General features: G+C 72.8%; 16 protein-coding genes. 5 read left to right on the forward strand and 11 right to left on the reverse strand.

The annotated features are described in order from the left end of the window. Window positions 1-35: 35 nt before the first annotated feature. The 8 genes from RAN62_RS33275 to RAN62_RS33310 all read right to left on the reverse strand — a co-directional run bounded on the left by RAN62_RS33275 (window position 36) and on the right by RAN62_RS33310 (window position 7,948). A complete protein-coding gene (locus RAN62_RS33275) occupies window positions 36-1,772 on the reverse strand; it encodes an ABC transporter ATP-binding protein (RefSeq protein WP_305788799.1) in 1,737 nt (578 codons plus the stop codon). Continuing rightward, window positions 1,769-3,430, reverse strand: a complete 1,662-nt coding sequence (locus RAN62_RS33280) for an ABC transporter transmembrane domain-containing protein (RefSeq protein ID WP_305788800.1) — start codon at window positions 3,428-3,430, stop codon at window positions 1,769-1,771. Before RAN62_RS33280 ends, RAN62_RS33275 begins: the two co-directional genes overlap by 4 nt. Continuing rightward, the gene (locus tag RAN62_RS33285) at window positions 3,427-3,639 is read right to left on the reverse strand and encodes an MbtH family protein (RefSeq protein WP_305788801.1); all 213 of its coding nucleotides are present in this window, start codon (window positions 3,637-3,639) and stop codon (window positions 3,427-3,429) included. Before RAN62_RS33285 ends, RAN62_RS33280 begins: the two co-directional genes overlap by 4 nt. Before the next feature lie 37 nt (window positions 3,640-3,676). After that, window positions 3,677-4,459 carry an ABC transporter ATP-binding protein gene (locus RAN62_RS33290; RefSeq protein ID WP_305788802.1) on the reverse strand — a complete coding sequence of 261 codons (783 nt, stop codon included), beginning with the start codon at window positions 4,457-4,459 and terminating at the stop codon, window positions 3,677-3,679. 29 nt (window positions 4,460-4,488) lie between these two features. Then, window positions 4,489-5,487, reverse strand: a complete 999-nt coding sequence (locus tag RAN62_RS33295; RefSeq protein ID WP_305788803.1) for a FecCD family ABC transporter permease — start codon at window positions 5,485-5,487, stop codon at window positions 4,489-4,491. Window positions 5,488-5,525: 38 nt separating this feature from the next. Next, complete coding sequence (locus RAN62_RS33300) at window positions 5,526-6,491, reverse strand: FecCD family ABC transporter permease (RefSeq protein WP_305788804.1); 966 nt, start codon at window positions 6,489-6,491, stop codon at window positions 5,526-5,528. A gap of 113 nt (window positions 6,492-6,604) precedes the next feature. After that, complete coding sequence (locus RAN62_RS33305; protein ID WP_305788805.1) at window positions 6,605-7,339, reverse strand: 16S rRNA (uracil(1498)-N(3))-methyltransferase; 735 nt, start codon at window positions 7,337-7,339, stop codon at window positions 6,605-6,607. 48 nt (window positions 7,340-7,387) lie between these two features. Beyond that, window positions 7,388-7,948 (reverse strand): Uma2 family endonuclease, encoded by a 561-nt coding sequence (locus RAN62_RS33310; RefSeq protein WP_305788806.1) that lies wholly within the window; start codon window positions 7,946-7,948, stop codon window positions 7,388-7,390. 166 nt (window positions 7,949-8,114) lie between these two features. On the opposite strand from RAN62_RS33310, the gene RAN62_RS33315 reads away from it, so the two are divergent. Beyond that, window positions 8,115-10,694 carry an EAL domain-containing protein gene (locus RAN62_RS33315; protein ID WP_305788807.1) on the forward strand — a complete coding sequence of 860 codons (2,580 nt, stop codon included), beginning with the start codon at window positions 8,115-8,117 and terminating at the stop codon, window positions 10,692-10,694. Window positions 10,695-10,704: 10 nt separating this feature from the next. Continuing rightward, window positions 10,705-12,168, forward strand: a complete 1,464-nt coding sequence (locus RAN62_RS33320) for a tannase/feruloyl esterase family alpha/beta hydrolase (RefSeq protein WP_305788808.1) — start codon at window positions 10,705-10,707, stop codon at window positions 12,166-12,168. Here the strand turns inward: RAN62_RS33320 and dnaJ are convergent. Continuing rightward, window positions 12,155-13,303 (reverse strand): molecular chaperone DnaJ, encoded by a 1,149-nt coding sequence (dnaJ, locus tag RAN62_RS33325; RefSeq protein ID WP_305788856.1) that lies wholly within the window; start codon window positions 13,301-13,303, stop codon window positions 12,155-12,157. The genes RAN62_RS33320 and dnaJ overlap by 14 nt on opposite strands. A gap of 60 nt (window positions 13,304-13,363) precedes the next feature. Next, a complete protein-coding gene (gene hrcA, locus RAN62_RS33330; protein ID WP_305788809.1) occupies window positions 13,364-14,386 on the reverse strand; it encodes a heat-inducible transcriptional repressor HrcA in 1,023 nt (340 codons plus the stop codon). 141 nt (window positions 14,387-14,527) lie between these two features. Between hrcA and RAN62_RS33335 the strand changes: the two genes are divergently transcribed. Further along, complete coding sequence (locus tag RAN62_RS33335) at window positions 14,528-15,079, forward strand: DUF4870 domain-containing protein (RefSeq protein WP_305788810.1); 552 nt, start codon at window positions 14,528-14,530, stop codon at window positions 15,077-15,079. Here RAN62_RS33335 and hemW read toward each other — a convergent pair. Then, a complete protein-coding gene (gene hemW, locus RAN62_RS33340) occupies window positions 15,072-16,274 on the reverse strand; it encodes a radical SAM family heme chaperone HemW (RefSeq protein ID WP_305788811.1) in 1,203 nt (400 codons plus the stop codon). The genes RAN62_RS33335 and hemW overlap by 8 nt on opposite strands. 37 nt (window positions 16,275-16,311) lie before the next feature. On the opposite strand from hemW, the gene RAN62_RS33345 reads away from it, so the two are divergent. Both RAN62_RS33345 and RAN62_RS33350 read left to right on the forward strand, forming a co-directional pair. Further along, window positions 16,312-17,091 (forward strand): enoyl-CoA hydratase-related protein, encoded by a 780-nt coding sequence (locus RAN62_RS33345; RefSeq protein ID WP_305788812.1) that lies wholly within the window; start codon window positions 16,312-16,314, stop codon window positions 17,089-17,091. Between the two features lie 204 nt (window positions 17,092-17,295). Further along, on the forward strand, window positions 17,296-18,129 hold the full coding sequence (locus RAN62_RS33350) for a hypothetical protein (protein WP_305788813.1): 834 nt from the start codon (window positions 17,296-17,298) through the stop codon (window positions 18,127-18,129). Window positions 18,130-18,214 lie beyond the last annotated feature (85 nt).

Below are 18,214 nucleotides of genomic sequence, written 5' to 3' on the forward strand. Positions count from 1 at the left end.
CTTGGTGCGCGCCATCGATGCGGACTCAGGTTAGCCTACCCTAACTGCAGATCCCTAGCGGACCAGGCCGCCCAGAGTTCGGCGTACCGGCCGCCGGCGGCGATCAGGGCGGCGTGCGGGCCGTCCTCCACGATGGCGCCGTGCTCCATGACGACGACCCGGTCGGCCGACGCGGCCTGGGTGAGCCGGTGGGCGACCACGAGCGCCGTGCGGCCCTCGAGCGCCGCGGCGGCGGCCCGTTCCAGGTCGCGGGCGCCCGCGCTGCCCGCCTCGGCCGTGGCCTCGTCCAGCACCGCCACGGCCGGGTCGAGCAGGACCAGCCGGGCCAGGGCCAGCTGCTGGGCCTGCGCGGCGGTCAACTCGTGGCCGCCCTCGCCGACGAGCGTGGCGAGCCCGTCGGGCAGATCCGCGGCCCAGCGCAGCGCGCCGACCCGGTCCAGGGCCGCCTCGACCTCGGCCTCGGTGGCGCCGGGGCGGCCGAGCCGGAGGTCCTCGATCAGCGGCCCGGCGAAGACATGTGTCTCCTGGCTGACGATCGCCACGGTCTGCGCGGGCAAGTCGGTCACCGGGACGCCGCCGACCGTCGCCGTGCCGCTCGCCGGGCGCAGGATGCCCGCGGCGATCAGGGCCGCCGTGGTCTTGCCGGCTCCGGTCGAGCCGACCAGCGCGACCTTCTCGCCCGGAGCCACGTGCAGCGTCACGGTGCGCAACACCGGCTCGTCGCCGTAGCTGAACGTGACGTCGTCGAGCGACAGTCCGTGGTCGGCCGGGGCGCGCCCGCCCTCTCTGGGCTCGACCGGCATGCGGACCACGCCGACCAGGCGGCCGAGGCTCGCGCCGGCGGCCTGGATCTCGTCGAAGGTGAAGAGCACCATCGACACGGGATTGAACAGCCGATGGAAGAGCAGCGCCGCGGCCGACGTCTGGCCGACGGTCACCTGCCCGTCGCGGACGAGCAGGAAGCCGACCACGAGGATCGCCGCCAGCCCGACGAACTCGGCCCGGTTGACCCGGCCCACCAGCCGGGTGAAGAGCGTGAAGACGTTGATGGAGATGTCCCGCGCGCGGACCGAGGCGCCCTCGATGTCGCGCAGGTGGCGGTCCTCGAGCCGGTACGCGTGGACGGTCCGCAGCCCCTGCATGCTCTCGACGAGCAGCTGCGAGCGCTCGGCGACGGCGACACGCTCCTGGGCGTAGCGGGGAGCGGCCCGCGGCAGGTACCAGCGGAGGGCGAGCACGTAGAACGGCACAGCCACGGCGCCGGCCAGCCCGAGCCGCCAGTCGATGCCCGTCAGCGCGGCGAGGCTGAGCACCCCGAGCAGCAGGGCCGAGAAGACCTGCGGCAGCACGTCGGTGACCGCCTTGGCGATGGCCGCGATGTCGGCGCTCACCCGGGACAACAGGTCGCCGCGGCCCGTGCGGTCGAGCACGAGCGCGGGCAGCCGCAGCGCGGTCGCCACGGTGCTCTCGCGCAGATCGGCGAGCATCCGGGCACCGAGCCGGCCGATCAGATAGGACGACAGCCCGGTCGCGAGCCCGCCGAGGACAGCCGCGATCACGATGACGACCGCGATCGGGACGACGGCCCCGGCCCCGGCGCCTGCGCGGACGCGGTCCACGAGCGTGCCGAGGGCGTACACGGGAACGATCGTGGCGGCAGCAGCCAGAAGGCCGGCGACCAGCGTGCCCGCCACCTCGCCGCGGCGGCTCCTGAGCTCGGCGCCGAGCCAGGCGCGGCTCTCGCGCGCGGGGGCGATCGGCAGGATGTTCATCGCAGCACCGTCCGTCGGTACGTGTCGTCGGTCGCACCCAGCTCGGCGTGCGCGCCCTCGGCGGTGACCACGCCCTCGCCCACGACGACGACGCGATCGGTGGCGGCGAGCAGCGCGGGGCTGCTGGTGATCACGACGGTGGCGAAGCCGGACTCCGGGGCGTGCCGGAGCGTACGGATGCCCTGCGCGATCGCGTGCTCGGTGACCGCGTCCACGGCGGTCGTCGGGTCGTGCAGCACCAGGACCGGCGGGCGGGCCAGCAGCGCGCGGGCCAGCGCGAGCCGTTGCCGCTGGCCGCCGGAGAGGCTGGCGCCGCGCTCGGCGACTTCTGTGTCGAGCGGACCCACCTCGTCGGCGGCGGCTGCCGATAAAACAGACTTGTCGGGCTCACCGTGAATGCTCACATTGGACCCGATCGTGCCCGTGAAAAGGTCCGCGTGATGGGGCTGGACCAGCAGCAGCCGCCGGGCATGGTCGCGGTCGACCAACTCCAGGGGCTCGCCGCCGAGCAGCACCGTGCCCTCATAGGCGTCCGGGACCGCCAGCAGCTTGACCAGCGCCTCGGCGTCCGCGGGCCGCCCGGCCACCACGCCCACGAACTCGCCCGGGCGCACGTGCAGGTCGAGACCGGCCAGCGGGCCGTGCCGCACCCCGGAGAGCCGCAGCTCGCACCGTTCGGCGCTCGGCGCGGCCACGCCGTCGGGCAGGACCAGACCCGCGTCGGTGACCTTGGCGACCCGGTCGGCGGAGGCGCGCGCCTCGGCCACCCAGCTCGGGATCACGGCCAGCAGTCCGAACGGCTCGAGCAGGAACTGCGCGGAGCCGATCACGGTGATCAGCTCGCCGACCGAGATGCGGCCGGTGAGCGCGAACCAGCCGGCGAGCACGGCGACGGCACAGGCGAGCAGGGTGCTCAGCGTCGTGGAGGCGGCCTCGTAGCCGCCCTGGGTCCGGGCCGCGCGCAGCGTCGCCGCGAGGGAGCGCCGGCTCACCGCGCGGTAGCGGTCGGCGGCGGCTTCCTGGGCGCCGAGGCCGCGTACCGGCCGCAGGCCCGTCACCAGGTCGGTGGCGAGCGACGTCGCGCGCCCGGCCTGTTCCTGCTGGTCGGCGACCCGTTTGGTGATCAGCGGCGCGCTCACCTGCAGCAGCGCCAGCACGATCGGCGTGACGATCAACACCGCCAGCCCCAGGGGTACGGAGATGACGAGCAGCGTGACGGCGCTGATGACCGTGGCGACCACCGCGCCGGCGATCCGCGGCACGTAGTCGATGAGATAGGACGTGTTGTCGGCGTCCGTGGTGGACACCGTCAGCAGGTCGCCGGCCCGGTAGTCGGTCTTGACCCCGCGCGGGTGCAGGATCTTCGCCGACACCTCGAGCCGGAGCTGGTGCGCCTCCTCGGCGATGCCCTTCATGAGCTGCCGGGCCCCGAAGCGATAGGCGACGGTGAGCACCGCGAAGAGCCCGGCCAGCACCGCGACCCAGGTGATCAGCGCGCCGGTGTCCGCCGGGCCGACCGCCTGGTCCACGATGACGCCGATGAGCACCGGGACCAGCGCCTCGCAGGCCTGGTGCAGGCCGATCAGCGCGGTCCCGGACCACAGGTTCCTGCCGTTGCGGGTGACGACCCGCTTGAGGACTCTGGTGCCGCCGCTCACGGGGCCATGCTGTCGCGGAGGCTCTTCGGGCGCAGGTCGGTCCACTCGCGGTCGACGTAGTCCACGGCCTCCTGGCGGGTCGCCGGGCCGAAGACGCTGCGCCAGCCGCTCGGGATCTCCTTGAAGGACGGCCAGAGCGAGTGCTGCTCCTCGTCGTTGACCAGGACGTGGAAGGTGCCGTTCTCGTCGTCGAACGGGTTGCTGGACACGCGGGGTCTCCTTCTGCCTGCCGGTGAGGAGCTTAGGCTAACCTAACCCGGACCGCGGAATCACCAGTGGGGTGTGACTTTCCGGGTCCTCGATGATGCGGCAGCCGAGCCCGAAGACCCGCTCGATGAGATCGGCGTTCATCACTGCGGCCGGGTCGCCCTGGGCCACGATCTCGCCGTGCTTCATGACGACGAGATGGTCCGCGTACCGGGCGGCCTGGTTGAGGTCGTGCAGCACCGCGACCATCGTCACGCCCTGCTCCCGGTTGAGCCGCACGCACAGCTCGAGCAGCTCGATCTGGTGCGCGATGTCCAGGAAGGTCGTCGGCTCGTCGAGCAGCACGATCGGCGTCTGCTGGGCCAGTACCATCGCCACCCACACGCGCTGCCGCTGGCCGCCGGAGAGCGTGTCGACCAGCTCGCCCGAGAGCTCGGTCACGCCGGTCGCGGCCATCGCGGCGGTCACGGCGGCCTCGTCCTCGGCCGACCACTGGCGGATCAGCTTCTGGTGCGGGAAGCGCCCCCGCGCGACCAGCTCGGCCACCGAGATGCCCTCGGGGGCGATCGACGACTGCGGCAGCAGTCCGAGCCGGCGGGCGACCTCCTTGGCCGGGCGGCCGTGGATGTCCCGGCCGTCCAGCAGCACCTCGCCCGCCGACGGCTTGAGCAGCCGGGACAGGGCGCGGAGCAGCGTCGACTTGCCGCAGGCGTTGGGGCCGATGATCGCGGTGAAGCTGCCCTCGGGGATGTCGAGGGAGAGGCCGGCGCTGATCGTCTTCCGGTCGTAGCCGACGGTGATGTCGCGGGCGGCGAGGCTCATGTCGGTCCGTTACCTCCGGGCTTGTCGCATCAGGAGCCCCTCCGGGCTTGTCGCATCAGGAGCCAGACGAAATAGATCCCGCCGACCGACACCGTGACGACGCCCACGGGCAGCTGCGTCGGGGCGAAGAGGCGCTGGGCCAGCCAGTCGCTCAGCATCAGCAGGAAGGCGCCCATCGCGGCGGACGGGACGAGGGCGATGCCGGACGTGCGGGTGAGCCGCCGGGCGAGCTGCGGGGCGGCCAGCGCCACGAAGGAGATCGGGCCGGCGGCCGCCGTCGCGACCGCGATCAGGGCCACGCCGATCACCAGGTACGCGAGCCGGACGCGTTCGACGCTCACCCCCAGGGCGGCCGCGGCGTCCTCGCCCATCTCGAGCAGGGCGAGGCGTTGCCCGTACGCGAGAAGCAGCGCGACCAGCCCGCCCACGCCGATCGCCACCGGGGTGACCTGCGCCCAGCCGAGCCCGTTGAGCGTGCCCTGCTGCCAGATCGACGCGGCGTACGCGGCCTGCAGATCCATCTTGATGACGAACCACTGGTTCGCGGAGCCGAGCATGGCGCTGATCGCGATCCCGACGATGATCAGGCGGAAGCCCTGCACGCCGCGCTTGAACGCGAGCAGGTAGACCACGATCGCCGTCACCAGCCCGCCGGCCAGCGCCCCGGCGGCCGTCAGGTAGTAGCTGTTGCCGAGGGTGACGGTGACGAGCAGCACCCCGGTGTACGCGCCGGTGTTGAAGCCGATCACGTCGGGGCTGCCCAGCGGGTTGCGGGTCAGCGCCTGGAAGATCGCCCCGGACAGCCCGAGCGCGAGTCCGATCAGGAGGGCGAGCAGCACGCGCGGCAGCCGCCACTCGACGACGACCAGCCGGGCCGCCCGGGTGCCTCCCCCGGCGAGCGCCTCGAGGACCTGCTGCGGCGTGAGCGTGAACTCGCCCGTGCCCAGCGCGAGGACGCCGACCGCGAGACCGCACAGCAGGAGGATGACGGTGACCACCGCCGGGCGTACCGGGATCCGCGCGCTCACGGTCCTGCGCTGGAGGACGACCGTCCTGCGCCCGAAGTTCACAGCCCGCTCACCCGCGTCCGGCGCACGAGATAGATCAGGACGGGGGCACCGACGAACGCGGTGACGATGCCCACGCGCAGCTCGCCCGGGCGGACCACGAGCCGGCCCACGACGTCCGCCGCCAGCAGCAGGACCGGACCCAGGATCACGGTGTACGCGAAGATCCAGCGCTGGTCGGGACCGGTGAACCAGCGGACGACGTGCGGGATCATGAGCCCCACGAAGCCGATCGGCCCGACCGCCGCCGTGGCCGCCCCGGTGAGCAGCATCACCGCCACGGTCGCCAGGAGCCGGGTGCGGCCCACGTGGGCGCCGAGCGTGCGGGCCAGGTCGTCGCCGAGGGCCACCGCGTTGAGCGAGCGCGCGACGACAAACGCCAGCACCGTCCCGGCCGCGACGAACGGCAGGATCGTGACCGCCACGTCGGCGGGACGGCCGGCGAGCGACCCGACGTCCCAGAAGCGCAGATAGTCGAAGGCGCGGGGGCGTACCAGCTGGATGCCCGACGAGAGGCCGTCCATGACCGCGCCCAGCGCCACCCCGGCCAGCGTGAGCCGGATCGGCGTGGCGCCCGCCCGGCCCGCCGAGCCGAGCAGATAGACCAGCGTGAGGGCGAAGGCGACGCCCGCGAAACCGAACCACATGTACTGGTGCAGGCTGGTCAGGCCGAGCAGGCCGACCGCGGCGACCACGAAGAGGGCGGCGCCCGAGTTGACGCCGAGCACCTGCGTGTCGGCGAGCGGGTTGCGGGTCACGGCCTGGATGACCGCGCCGGACAGTCCGAAGGCGATCCCGGCCAGGATGCCGAGCAGCGTCCGGGGCACCCGCAAGTCGCGCACCACGGCTTGGTCGTCGGTGTCGGTGAAGTGGAAGAACGCGTCCCAGACCGTGTGCGGCGAGACGTTGCGCGCGCCGATCGCGACGCTGAGCAGACAGACCCCGGCCAGCAGGAGGACGCACAAGACGAGTCCCGCGCTCTTTTTCGTTCTCGCCTCGGTAGGCTGCGGCGGACGCGCCGGCGCGGGCGTACGCGTCAGGACCATGCCGCTGAGCTTAGGCTAGCCTTCCTTGACAGTCACCAGCGGTCGAGTCGCGTGCTCAGCACGGACAGGGCGGCCACCCCGGCGGTCGAGGTGCGCAGCACGTTGTCGCCCAGCTTGACCGGGTGCGCGCCGGCCGTCACGAAGGCGCCGAGCTCCTGGTCGCTGATCCCGCCCTCGGGCCCGACCACCAGCACGATCTCCCCGGCGGCGGGCAGCTTGGCCGAGGTCAGCCGGTCGCTCGCCTCCTCGTGCAGCACGAACGCGGCAGCCACCTCGCCGAGGCGGGCGGCGACATGCTTGGTCGACACGTCCGGCTTGCCGGACACCTCGGGCAGCCACGACCGGCGGGCCTGCTTGGCCGCCTCCCGCGCCGTGGACACCCACTTCTCCCGCGCCTTGACGCCCCGGTCGCCCCGCCACTGCGCCACCGACCGCGACGCGGCCCACGGCACGATCTCGTCGACGCCGATCTCCGTCATCGCCTGCACGGCCAGCTCACCCCGGTCGCCCTTGGCGATGCCCTGCACCACCACCAGCCGCGGATCGGCCGCCGGCGTGAACGACCGCTCCCCCACCCGCACGTCGATGCTGCCCCGCCCGACCGCACTCACCTCGGCCCGCGCGGTCCCGCCCCGCCCGTCCGACAGCAGCACCTCCTCGCCGGCCCGCAACCGCTGCACATCGGCAGCGTGATGCCCCTCCTTGCCCCCGAGCGTGAACCGGGAGCCGGTGGGCAGGTCGTCGACGAGAAACAAGGGCGCGGACACGACACGAACGCTACCCAATCGCTTCCGCCCGCACGGGTGGCGGCCGCCTCACATGCCGGGCAGGTGGTCGCCCGGCGAGGTCTGGAGCAGCCACGCCAGCGGCATCTGGGCGGCGGGCTCATAGATCCCGTCCGGCCCGAGCCGGTGCAGGGTGACTGTGAGTGCCGGGTCGCGCGCGACAGTCCAGTACTGCGGTATGCCGGCGGCGGCGTACTCCTTGACTTTGGCCACCTGATCGATCGCCTCGGAGCCGCGAGAAACAATCTCGATGACCAGGAGCAGGTCCGTCACAGCGAGCCACACGGCACGCTCCTGAGGCTTCGACCACACGGTCAGGTCTGCAGTTCGGCCCGCGTCCGCTTCGTAACCAGGAATCTGGATGTTTGCTACTTGCATGACCTGTTCCACCGGCACTCCGGCGGTGACGAGCCATGCCGTGAGACGGGTGGCGATGACAGCATGCTCACTGTCGGGCAAGGGCACGACGGTCAGAACTCCCTCAGTGGAGACCTCGTACCGGCGGCCGTGAATGTCAGCCGAGATCATGGCGGCAAGGTCGTCGAGCGTGATGACTTCAGGCATGTACCGCCCCACTGCCTCCGCGCTCATACGGCCATGCTACGCGCCGGCCTCAGCCCTGAAGCCTGTACCTTGTTGTCCTCGACTACCACGCAGAAACCTTTCCGCCGTAACTTGGTGGCAGGCGTGTCGTTTAACGATGCGGTGCATTCGATTCAGTGCCACTCACCCCCCTCGCAGGTTCTGGACGACATCGATGGCATTTGTTCCGGCGGCCGCGGCGGCCGGCTTCCTGACGGCGTGCTCGATCGCGTTCGTCGTGATCATGCTGCGCGCGGCCGGGCGCGGGTCCGGTGCCGGGCCCCGGCTGCGGGTGCTGGCGCTGGCCGGCGGGCTCGGGATCACCGCGCTGGCCGGAGCGGCCAGTGGCGTCGCCGGGCTCGTGGCGCCGCGCGCGCTGGTCGGCGGGGTGCCGTTGCCGGCGGAGATTCCGCTGGTCGCGCTCTTCCTCGCGGCGATCTGCTATCTGCCCGCGGTGCTGCGACCGGCCCAGCACCGGGATCTGCTCGCCCGGGTGCGGATCGCGCTGGACACCCTGGGCGTCACCGCCTGCCTGCTGTTCCCGGTGTGGATGCTGCTCTTCGGCGACGGGGGCGAGCGGCGCGGCGCGTCCATCACCGCGCTGATCTTCGGCGGAGGCGCGGCCGCCACGCTCGCGGTCACCGGGCTGCACGCGCTCCGGCACCGGGCCGCGCTGCAGTGGTGCGGGCCGGCCGCGGCGCTGTCCCTGATCGGGTCGACGGCCCTGGTCATCGGGCTGGACTTCCCGGGCGACCCCAACGCGGCCATCGCGGCCCTGGCCGGCGCGCTGGCGATCAACGTGGCCGGCGGGCTGCTCTGGCACGGGTCGGTCCGCGTGCCGCCCGACGAGGCCGAGCTGCCGCTGCCCGGCAGTGAGCCCGCCGCCAGTTTCCCGCTGCTCACCGTGCTCGTGGTCGGCTCGGCGCTGACCACCGTCTTCCACCTGGTCAACGGCGGCGGGCTGGACGCGCTGTCGGTGGTGCTGGCCACCACGGCGCTCACCGCCGTGGCGGCCCGGGAGTGGGTGTCGGCGATCGCCCAGCGGCGGCACGCCGGGCACCTCATCGACCAGGGCAACCGGCTGCGCGACCTGATGTTCGGGTCGGCGGACGTCGCGATGATCCTCGACGCGAACCTCGCCGTGCGGTGGCAGTCCCCGGCCGCGGCGCGACAGTTCGGGCTGTCCGATCAGGAGGTGCTCGGGCGCACGGTGTCGGCGCTGGTCGATCCCGAGCGGGTCGAGGCGGTGCAGGCGTACCTGCTGCGGCGCATGGCCGAGGGGTCGCGGCCCGGCGGCGGGCCGGGCCTGGCGGTCCGGCTGCGCGACGGCTTCGGCCGGTGGCGGGAGACCGAGTGGACGACCAACGGCGCCGACCCGGCCGAGCCCGGGCACACGGTCGTCGTGCACATCCGGGACGTGACCCACGAGCGGGACCTCGAGCAGGCGCTGCGGCAGAGCGTCCACCAGGACCGGCAGACCGGCCTGGCCAACCACGAGGGCCTCGTCCGCGTGGCCGAGCTCATCCCCGACGCGGGCGCCATGATCGTGGTCGAGCTGGGCGGGCTGACCGCGATCGCCGACGTGCACGGGCGTGACCTCGCGGAGCTGGTGCTGGTCGAGGCCGCCCGGCGGCTGCGGGCCGGGGCGGCCGGCGCCGACGTCGCGGCCCGGCTGGGCGAGACCCGGCTGGCGGTGCTCACCCACGCCGGTGCCGTACGCGCCCAGCTGCTCGCCGGTCAGCTGGTCAACGCCCTGTCGGCGCCCTACCCGGTGGGCGGCACGACGGCGCACCTGTCCGCGTGGGCCGGGCTCGCCGACGTCACCGGCACCGACGGCACCGACGAGGTGATCCGGCGGGCCGCGCTCGCCCTGCGATCCGTACGGTCGGGGCCGCCCGGCGCCGTCGAGTGGTACGACGCCGAGCTCGAGACCCGCCTGCTGCGCCGCTCCACGCTGGAGCAGGACCTGCCCGGGGCGGTCGAGCGGGGCGAGATCGACCTCAGCTTCCAGCCGATCGTCGAGCTGCCCGGGCGCAAGGTGGCCGGCGTCGAGGCGCTGCCGTCGTGGCGGCACCCGGCGCTCGGCCCGGTGCCCGCGGGCGAGCTGCTGCCGCTGGCCGAGGACCTGGGACTGCTGGCCAAGCTGGAGCAGTCGGTGCTGCACCGGTCGTGCCGGCTGCTGGCCGGGTGGCGGCGGCTCGACGAGTCGCTGTGGCTGGCGGTGGATGTGCGGCCGCGGACGCTGGCCGACCCCACCTTCCAGGCGAGCCTGCAGACCGCGCTGGACATGCACGGCCTGCCCTGCTCGGCGCTGGTGATCGAGGTCGCCGAGCACCATCTGCAACAACCGGCGACCGACGACCTGGCTCCGCAGCTGGGCCGGCTGCGCGCGCAGGGCTTCCGGACGGCGGTCGACCACTTCGGCACCGGGCCGACCTCGCTGAGCCGGCTGCGCATCCTCCCGATCGACCTGCTCAAGATCGACCAGGAGGTCTTCGGCCCGGGCGGCGCGGGCGGCGCGGTCATGGACGTCGCCGTGACGCTCGGGCGGCGGCTGGGCATGCAGGTGATCGCGCACGGGCTGCACACGGCGACCGACCTGGACATCGCCGAGTCGGCCGGGTGCCGGCTCGGGCAGGGCGAGCTGCTGGGCCGGCCGATGCCCGCCGAGCACCTGGAGGCGCTGCTCTCCGCCTCGGGGATGACCGCGGGTCCGTTCCCGGGACCGATCCGGCGGGGCGGGGCCGACACATAGCGTTTTCTCTATGCGAACGCTTCTGGCACTTCTTCTCACACTGGGCGGGGCGGCCGTCCCGCAGGCGACCGGGCCGGACCCGTGCGGCGGGCTCACCGGCGCCCGGGTGCCGCAGGGCTCGGTCATCTCGGCGACGGTCGAGGACACCTACTGCGTCGCGCGCGGCGTGCTGCGACCGGCGACCCACTTCACCGTCAAACTGCCGATCAAGGGCTGGACCGGCCAGTACGTCCAGCAGGGCTGCAGTGGCCTGTGCGGCGCGGTGCCCTCGCTGGACTATCCGCTCTTCGGCTTCAGCTGTGCCGCCGCGCAGGCCAAGACGCTGGTCGTGGCGGCCGACGACACCGGGCACACCGGCGACGCGGCGGGGGCGTCACCTGCCACCTGGGGTGCCGACCCGCGGGCGCGGCTCGAGTTCGGGCGGACGTCGGAGCATCGGCTGCGGCTGGCGTCCGATGCGATCATGGTCGCCTACTACGGGCGCGGGCCGGCGTACCGGTATTTCGACGGCTGCTCGACCGGCGGCCGCCAGGGCCTGATGCTGGCGCAGCGCTATCCGGCGGACTTCGACGGCATCCTGGCCGGCGCCCCGGCGAACGACTTCGCGGCGCTCAATCTGCTGCAGGCCTGGCTGGCGACGAGCAACACGGATGCCCGCGGCGCCCAGATCCTCGGGCCGGAGAAGATCGGGCCGCTGCACGCCGCCGTGCTCCGGAAATGCGGTTCGGATTTGGCCCCCGACGGCGACGTCGTCATCCTGGACCCGCGCCGCTGCGACTTCCAGCCGTCCTCGGTGCGCTGCCCGGCGGGTGCCGACCGGCCCGACTGTCTGACCCCGGCGCAGGTGACGGCGGTCGAGCGCTTCTACCGGGGTCCGCACGGGCTCACGCCCGGCCTGCCGTACGGCTCGGAGCTCGGCTGGATCGACCAGTTCGTCGTCCGCTCGGGGTCGCCGCTCGACGGCAACGCCGGGAAGATCGCCCTGAATTATTTCCGCTATCTGGGCGCCCCGGCCGTACGGCCCGGTGCTCTGACCGACATCCGCTTCACCCGCGCCACTCTGGACCGGCTCAACGCGGTGGCCGACGCTTTCTACAACGCGACCGACCCCGACCTGAGCGCCTTCCGGGCCCACGGCGGCAAGCTGATCATGTATCACGGCTGGGCCGACCCGTCGATCTCGCCGTTCTCCACGGTCGGCTACTACCGCGCGGTGCAGCGGCGGGGCGGGGCCGAGGCCTACACCCGGCTCTACATGATCCCGGCGGGCTACCACTGCCTCTTCGGCCCCGAGCCGAGCGAGACGCCCGCCGAGATCGGCCTCCCCGAGTTCCTCCAGCCCCTCATGGACTGGGTCGAGCGCGGCGAAGCTCCCGGCTCGGTCTCGGTGCCCACGGTCAACGGCGACTACACCGAAGTGATCCGCGCCCTGACCGTGGCACCCTTCGACGCCCGGCCGGTCAGTGGCCGTTGAACGCGTCCCGCATGCGCGAGAAGAACCCGCCCTGCTTGCTCAACTCCGCGACGTCCTCGCCGCGCGTCTTGGCGAAGTCGCGCAGCATCCGCTCCTGGTCCGCGGTCAGCTTGGTCGGCGTCTTCACGTCGAGGTGCACGAAGAGGTCCCCCCGCCCCTGACCGCGCAGGTGCGGCACGCCCTTGCCGCGCACCCGCAGCGTCGAGGCCGGCTGGGTGCCCTGCTTGACCTCGATGTTCTCCTCGGAGTCGAGCGTCTTGATCGTGAGCCGGGTGCCCAGCGCCGCGGCGGTCATCGGCAGCGTCACCCGGCAGTGCAGGTCGTCGCCCTTGCGCGAGTAGACGTCGTGCGGGCGCTCGTGGATCTCCACATAGAGGTCGCCGGCCGTGCCGCCGCCGGGGCCGACCTCGCCCTGCTGGGCCAGGCGGATGCGCATGCCGTCCTCGACGCCGGCCGGGATCTTCACGGTCAGCGAGCGGCGGGTGCGGATGCGGCCGTCGCCGGCGCAGGTCGGGCACGGGTGCGGGATGATCGTGCCGTAGCCCTGGCAGGTCTGGCAGGGCCGCGACGAGACGACCTGGCCGAGGAACGTGCGCTGCACCGACTGCACCTCGCCGCGGCCGGCGCAGGTCTCGCAGGTGGCCAGGTGCGTGCCGGGGGCGGTGCCCGCGCCGGAGCACTGGGTGCACAGGACGGCCGTGTCCACGGTGATCGGGGCCTCGACGCCGAACGCCGTCTCCACCAGATCGAGCTCCAGACGCAGGATCGCGTCGGCGCCGGGGCGGGTGCGCGGGCGCGGGCCGCGGGAGCCGCCGCCGGCCGCCGTGCCGAAGAAGGCGTCCATGATGTCCTGGAAGCCGACGAACGGGCCCGCGCCACCTGGCCCGCCGGGGCCACCGGGGCCCCCGCCGCCGCCGGGCGCGAGGGGGTCGCCGCCGAGATCGACGATCTGGCGCTTCTGGTCGTCGGAGAGAACCTCGTAGGCGGCGTTGATGTCCTTGAACTTCTCGTGCGCCTCGGGGTCCGGGTTGACGTCCGGATGGTACTGACGGGCCAGCTTGCGATAGGCGCGCTTGATCTCGTCGTCGGTGGCTTCCCGGTTCACACCGAGAATTCCGTAGTAGTCCTTGGCCACAGGGTTTCGAGTCCTCATGTCTGCCCCGCGCTACGCGCTGGAGATCATCGTCGCTTTGCGTCAGTTCTGTGCCAGCAGATCGCCAACGTACCGTGCGACCGCACGGACGGTGGCGATCGTGCCGGGATAATCCATCCTGGTCGGCCCCAGCACCCCGAGGCCACCAACGATTGTCGCTCCCGGTCCGTAACCCGTGCTGACCACCGAGGCAGCCCGCAGGTTGTCGATCTCGTTCTCGTCGCCGATGCGGACCCGGGTCGTGCTCGGCTCGACCTCGCCGATCAGCTTGAGAAGAATCACTTCCTCCTCGAGCGCCTCGAGCACGGGCCGCAACGAGCCCTGGAAGTCGAGCACGCCGCCGCGCGTCAGGTTGGCCGTGCCGGCCAGGGCGAGCCGCTCGTCGCTGCGCTCGACCAGGGTCTCCAGCAGCACGGACGCGAGACACGCCATGGTGGTGCGCTTCTCCCGCGGGCACTCGTCGACCAGCGCCTGCACCAGCGGCGGGGTGTCGGCCATCTTCTGCCCGGCGAGCTTGGCGTTGGCCTTGCTCCGCATGTCGAGCACGTCGTCGGCGCCGGTCGGGGCGGGCAGCTCCACCAGGCGCTGCTCGACGCGGCCGGTGTCGGCGATCATCACCAGCATGAGCCGGGTCGACGAGATCGGGACCAGCTCCAGGTGCCGCACCGCCGACCGGGACAGGCTCGGGTATTGCACGACGGCGACCTGCCGGGTGAGCTGGGCGAGCAGCCGGACCGTGCGGTGCACCACGTCGTCGAGGTCGACCGCCCCGGCCAGGAAGCGCTCGATCGCCCGGCGCTCGGCCGGGCTCAGCGCCTTGACCCGGGACAGCCGGTCGACGAAGAGCCGGTAGCCGGCGTCGGTGGGCACCCGGCCGGCACTGGTGTGCGGCTGCCGGATGTAGCCCTCCTCCTCCAGCACGGCCATGTCGTTGCGCACCGTCGCCGGGGAGACCCCGAGCCGGTGCCGCTCGACCAGGGCCTTGCTGCCCACCGGCTCCTGCGTGGCGACATAGTCCTCGACGATGGCGCGGAGCACCTCGAGCTTGCGGTCATCGAGACTCATGACCCCTCCCCCTCTCCCCGCCACGGCCTGGCACTCGCTGAAGTCGAGTGCCAGTCTACGTCGCCGCCGCCCCGCGCGCGATGATCGACCGTCCGGGTGCCGGTCTGGCCCGGCTCGACCTGCGGCTCTACCGTGTCAGCCATGACTGAGCCACCGCGCCCGCCCGGCGACGGCAACGAGCCGACGACGCCGTTCAACCCGCCGACCCCGCCCCCGCCTCCGCCGTACAACCCGCCGCCGACCAGCGGCGCCGGCGGCTACGGCCCGCCCCCGTCCAGCGGCGGACCTTACGGGCAGCCTTACGGTGACAATCCTTACGGCCAGCAGCCTTACGGGCAGCAGCCCTACGGCCAGCCCGGCGCCGGCGCGGCCAACGACGACAAGACCTGGATCCTGATCTCGCACTTCGGCGGCGCGGTCGTCGGTTTCATCGCGCCCCTCGTCGGCTTCCTGGCCCGGGGCAGCCAGTCGCCGGCCGTCCGCGCGCACGCCGTCGAGGCCCTGAACTTCCAGATCACCTGGGCCATCGCCACGGTGGTCGCCTCGATCATCGCGGGCTGCACCTTCGGCCTGCTCTTCTTCCTGCCGATCGTGACCTGGGCCGTCGTGATCATCTTCTCGATCATCGCCGGCCTCAAGGCGAACGAGGGAACGCTGTACAAGTACCCGATGACCTACCGATTCATCAAGTAAGGTCGCGCACCACCGCGTCGGCCAGCAGCCGCCCCCGCAGCGTCAGCACGGCCCGCCCGCGGTCGAACGCCGCCGGCTCCAGCAGCCCCCCGGCCAGCGCCTTCGCCGCGCCGGCCGGGTCGGCGGCGGAGAGCGGCAGCCCGTCGGCGAGCCGCACGCGGAGCATGACCTCCTCGATCCGCCGCTCGCCGGAGGTGAGGACCTCGCGCGCCAGCCCGGGCGAGACCCCGGCGGACACCCTTTGCGCGTACGCCGTCGGGTGCTTGACGTTCCACCAGCGCACCCCGCCCACGTGGCTGTGCGCGCCCGGCCCGAAGCCCCACCAGTCCCCGCCCGCCCAGTAGAGACGGTTGTGCCGGCACTGCGCGCCCGGGTTCCGGGCCCAGTTCGAGACCTCGTACCAGGCGAACCCGGCCGCGCTCAGGGCCTGCTCGGCGGCCAGATAACGATCGGCGGCCACGTCGTCGGACGGGTAGGGCAGCTCGCCGCGCCGCATCCGGGCGGCCATCCGCGTGCCGTCCTCGACGATCAGCGAGTAGGCGCTCACGTGGTCGGCCCCGGCGGCGATAACCGCGTCGAGCGAGGCCGCGAAGTCGTCGGCGGTCTCGCCCGGCGTCCCGTAGATCAGATCGAGATTGACGTGGTCGAACCCGGCCTCGCGCGCTTCGGCCGCGGCGCGGGTGGCGCGCCCGGCGGTGTGCTTGCGCTCCAAGATCGCGAGTACGCCCGCCGCCGCCGACTGCATCCCGAGCGAGACCCGCGTGAATCCGGCCTTCCGGAGCGCCTGCAACGAGGCGGGCGTCACCGACTCCGGATTCGCCTCGGTGGTGATCTCCGCGTCGGCGGCCAGCCCCCACGTACGGTCGATGCCGTCGAGGATCCGGGCCAGGTGGTCGGGCGGGAGCAGTGTCGGGGTGCCACCGCCGACGAAAACGGTGTCCACGGCTCGCGGCGAGAGCACCTGCCCAGCGAACCGGATCTCCTCCAGCACCCGGTCCGCGTACTCGTCACGGCTCGCGCCGCCGCCCAGCTCGGCCGCCGTGTAGGTGTTGAAGTCGCAGTAACCGCAGCGCGTCGCGCAGAACGGCACGTGCACGTACACACCGAAGCCGTTGCCGCCCACAGAGCGCAACGCGGAATCCGGCAGCGAGCCGTCACTCGGGACGGGCTCCCCGTCGGGCAGAACACCAGGCATCGCTCAAGTGTGCACGCTGACCGTTAGGGTCTTGGCCATGGCCTTGGTCCGATCCGTCACCGACGCCGGGGTGACCACGCTGACGCTCGACAGCCCGGCGAACCGCAACGCGCTGTCCACCGCCCTGATGACCGACCTGCTCGACGGGCTCGGCACCGCGCTCACCGACGCCTCCGTCCGGGCCGTGGTGATCTCGCACACCGGCCCGGTCTTCTGCTCCGGCGCCGATCTCAAGGAGACCGCGGCGACGCCCGACGACGGCAAGGTGCCGGCCGAGATGATGGCCGACGTGCTCGCGGCGATCTGGGAGTTTCCGAAGCCGGTGGTCGCCCGGGTCGCCGGCCCGGCCCGCGCGGGCGGGCTCGGCCTGATCGCCGCGGCCGACCTCGCCGTGTGCACGCTCGACGCCACGTTCGCCTTCTCGGAGGTGCGCCTGGGCGTCATCCCGGCCGTGATCAGCGCCACGGTGCTGCCCCGGCTGGCGCCCCGGGCCGCGGCCGAGCTCTATCTGACCGGGGACGTCTTCGACGGGCGGCGCGCGGCCGAGATCGGTCTCGTCACCCGCGCGGTGGAGGCGCGGGATCTCGACGCCGCCGTCGCCGGCTTCTGCGCTTCGCTGGTCAAGGGCGGCCCGACCGCGCTGGCCGGCACCAAGCAGCTGCTGCGCCGCACGCCGGCCGACTCGGTCCGCACCGACCTGGCCGACCTGGCCGCCCGCTCGTCCGGCTACTTCAAGTCGCCCGAGGGCCGCGAGGGCGTCGCCGCGTTCCGCGAGAAGCGTCCCGCCGCGTGGGTGCCGGTCACCCCGGAAGCGTGATTTCGTTTACTAGGGTGCGTCTGGCGGATCACGGCGTCGCCGAGGCGAGGCCCAGGTTTCGCGTCGCAAGTGGGGTGGGTGGTCCGATACCGGGGTTGTATCGGGCCGCCCGCACCGCGCAGCGAGGCGGAAGCTGGGTCCGCCGCAGGCCGTCGTGATCCGCCAGACGTGCCCTAGCCTTGTCGGGAACGTGCGGAGGTGTGAGTGAAGAAGCCGGTGGCGGTGGCGGCGGTGCTCGTCGTCCTCGGCGCCCTCGGCTTCGTGGTGGCGCAGTCGTTCAGCGGCGGGATCAAGCTGCCGCTGATCGGGCCCGAGTGCACGGTGCGGGCCGACGGCCAGGTGACCCTCGACACCGTGCAGATGGCCAACGCGGCGACGATCTCCGCCGTCGGCGTGCGGCGCAAGATGCCCGAGCGGGCGGTCGTCATCGCGCTCGCCACGGCCCTGCAGGAGTCGAAGCTGGAGAACCTGGAGGACGGCGACCGCGACTCGCTCGGCCTCTTCCAGCAGCGGCCCAGCCAGGGCTGGGGCACGCCGGAGAAGATCCAGGACCCGCGGTACGCGGCCCGCAAGTTCTACGCCGCCCTCAAGAAGGTCAAGGGCTGGGAGGACATGCGGGTCACCGACGCGGCGCAGAAGGTGCAGCGGTCGGCCTACCCCAACGCGTACGAGAAATGGGCCGACGAGGCCGCCGTGCTGGCCCGGGCGCTGACCGGGCGCGCGACGGGCGCGGTGGAGTGCACCGTCACCGGCGAGCCGGCCCTGCGGGGAGCCGCGGCGGCCGCCGCCCTGACCGAGGGCCTCAAGCTGGACTGGGGCATCAAGGCCACGCAGGCCACCGAGCTGCGGGTGACCGCCGGCGACCCGGAGAAGGGCTGGCGCTACGCGCACTGGCTCGTGGCGCACGCCAAGACCACCGGACTCGAACGGGTACGTTTCGCCGATCTCGAGTGGGACGCGCCGGACGGCAAGTGGCAGCCGGTGACCGGGGACCGCCGGGTCGGCCCGGAAACCGTAGTGGCCGAGGTCTATCCCTGACCCGGAGTGCGGGTTGCGCTACGTATACATGGACATGGACAGACAGCAACCTCCCTGGTACTAGTTATTCGTGCTCCACGCCTTG

It is taken from the genome of Symbioplanes lichenis (assembly GCF_030709675.1).
Taxonomy (GTDB): Bacteria; Actinomycetota; Actinomycetes; order Mycobacteriales; family Micromonosporaceae; genus Actinoplanes; species Actinoplanes lichenis.

Bases quoted from the DNA above. Each gene is read 5' to 3' on its own strand.
- RAN62_RS33275 (WP_305788799.1), bottom strand. From the start codon at position 1,772: ATGAACATCCTGCCGATCGCCCCCGCGCGCGAGAGCCGCGCCTGGCTC.
- RAN62_RS33290 (WP_305788802.1), bottom strand. From the start codon at position 4,459: ATGAGCCTCGCCGCCCGCGACATCACCGTCGGCTACGACCGGAAGACG.
- hrcA (WP_305788809.1), bottom strand. From the start codon at position 14,386: ATGAGTCTCGATGACCGCAAGCTCGAGGTGCTCCGCGCCATCGTCGAG.
- RAN62_RS33335 (WP_305788810.1), top strand. From the start codon at position 14,528: ATGACTGAGCCACCGCGCCCGCCCGGCGACGGCAACGAGCCGACGACG.
- RAN62_RS33310 (WP_305788806.1), bottom strand. From the start codon at position 7,948: ATGAGCGCGGAGGCAGTGGGGCGGTACATGCCTGAAGTCATCACGCTC.
- RAN62_RS33315 (WP_305788807.1), top strand. From the start codon at position 8,115: ATGGCATTTGTTCCGGCGGCCGCGGCGGCCGGCTTCCTGACGGCGTGC.
- RAN62_RS33345 (WP_305788812.1), top strand. From the start codon at position 16,312: ATGGCCTTGGTCCGATCCGTCACCGACGCCGGGGTGACCACGCTGACG.
- hemW (WP_305788811.1), bottom strand. From the start codon at position 16,274: ATGCCTGGTGTTCTGCCCGACGGGGAGCCCGTCCCGAGTGACGGCTCG.
- RAN62_RS33320 (WP_305788808.1), top strand. From the start codon at position 10,705: ATGCGAACGCTTCTGGCACTTCTTCTCACACTGGGCGGGGCGGCCGTC.